1 protein-coding gene is annotated in these 1,236 nt (G+C 55.4%); it reads left to right on the forward strand.

All coding sequences use genetic code 11. From position 1 onward, the window contains the following. A partial coding sequence (locus EEB11_RS19215; protein ID WP_135434191.1) for a GAF domain-containing sensor histidine kinase occupies window positions 1-1,216 on the forward strand: 1,216 nt, incomplete at its 5' end. Between the last annotated feature and the right edge of the window lie 20 nt (window positions 1,217-1,236).

The following is a 1,236-nucleotide window of genomic DNA, read 5'->3' on the forward strand; positions in this document are numbered from 1 at the left end:
CCTCATTCAGGACCACGCTGCGTTTATGCAGGGAACACACGACTTCCAAGCTGATATCACCTTGCTTGCAGAGAGCAGTCTTATCGGCACGATACTCGAAACAATTATGCTTGCCACAGACATGCGCTTTGCAGCAGTCGCGCGGGTAACAAAGGATCGCTGGGTAGCCTGCCGCACGATAGACGAAGTCAATTTTGGCTTGGCAGCGGGCGATGAGATCGAGATTCAATCAACATTCTGCCAGTCCGTTCGAGAGACATCAAACAACGTCATATTTAACGACTCGGCCACCGATGAAGATTACGGCGGGCATCCTATTGCGGTAAAGTTCGGCATCGGAAGCTACGCCTCGATCCCCATCCGTCGACGCGATGGCAGCTTTTTTGGCACGCTCTGCGTCATCGACACCGAGCCGCGCGACGTAAAGCATCCACGCGCGATAGCGATGCTGGAGATGTTTGCCGACATCATCGGCCAGGGTCTCGAGACAGAAGAGCGGCTGAATGCACAGGAGCTTATGGTCGCGCACGAGCGTGAACTGGCTCGCATCCAGGAAGAGTTTGTCGCTGTTCTTGCGCATGACCTGCGCAATCCTGTGGCGGCGCTTGATGCTGGCTTCCGGCAGTTGGGCAAAGAGTCTATGACTGACAGGGCGCAGATAATCCTGCCATTGATGCGGTCCTCGCTCTACCGCATGACCGATATGATAGAAAACATGATGCTGCATGCAAAGGCTCGGTTAGGCGGCGGCATCCGCATTTCTGCAGTGAGGGACGCGCCATTAACCGAGGCCTTGACGCAAGTCGTTCAAGAAGTCCGCGCTGCGTGGCCGGACCATGAAATCACACTTGATCTGTCGTTCGACCGGCCCATCAGGTGCGATGCGCTACGTATCGCGCAGGCGGTTGGGAACCTTTTGTCGAACGCCGTCCGCCACGGAACACGTGGTGCGCCAATTCATGTGTATGGGCTGTTGACCGCAAGTGAGCTTGAGATAAACGTCGCCAACCATGGTCAGGCTATACCTGACGAGTTGCTGCGTGATTTGTTCCAACCTTTTCGGCGCGGCACACATGCGGCCGGAGAAGGGCTGAGTCTTGGCCTCTATATTGCTTTTTCCATCGCCAAAGCTCACAGCGGTCGGATCGACGTGACGTGCAAAGATGGCACCACAACATTTGCATTCAAATTGCCCACACTGTTACCAGTCGCCTGATCTTCGGGAACCACGCCTAG

The sequence above is a fragment of the Pseudotabrizicola sediminis genome, from assembly GCF_004745575.1.
Lineage (GTDB): Bacteria > Pseudomonadota > Alphaproteobacteria > Rhodobacterales > Rhodobacteraceae > Pseudotabrizicola > Pseudotabrizicola sediminis.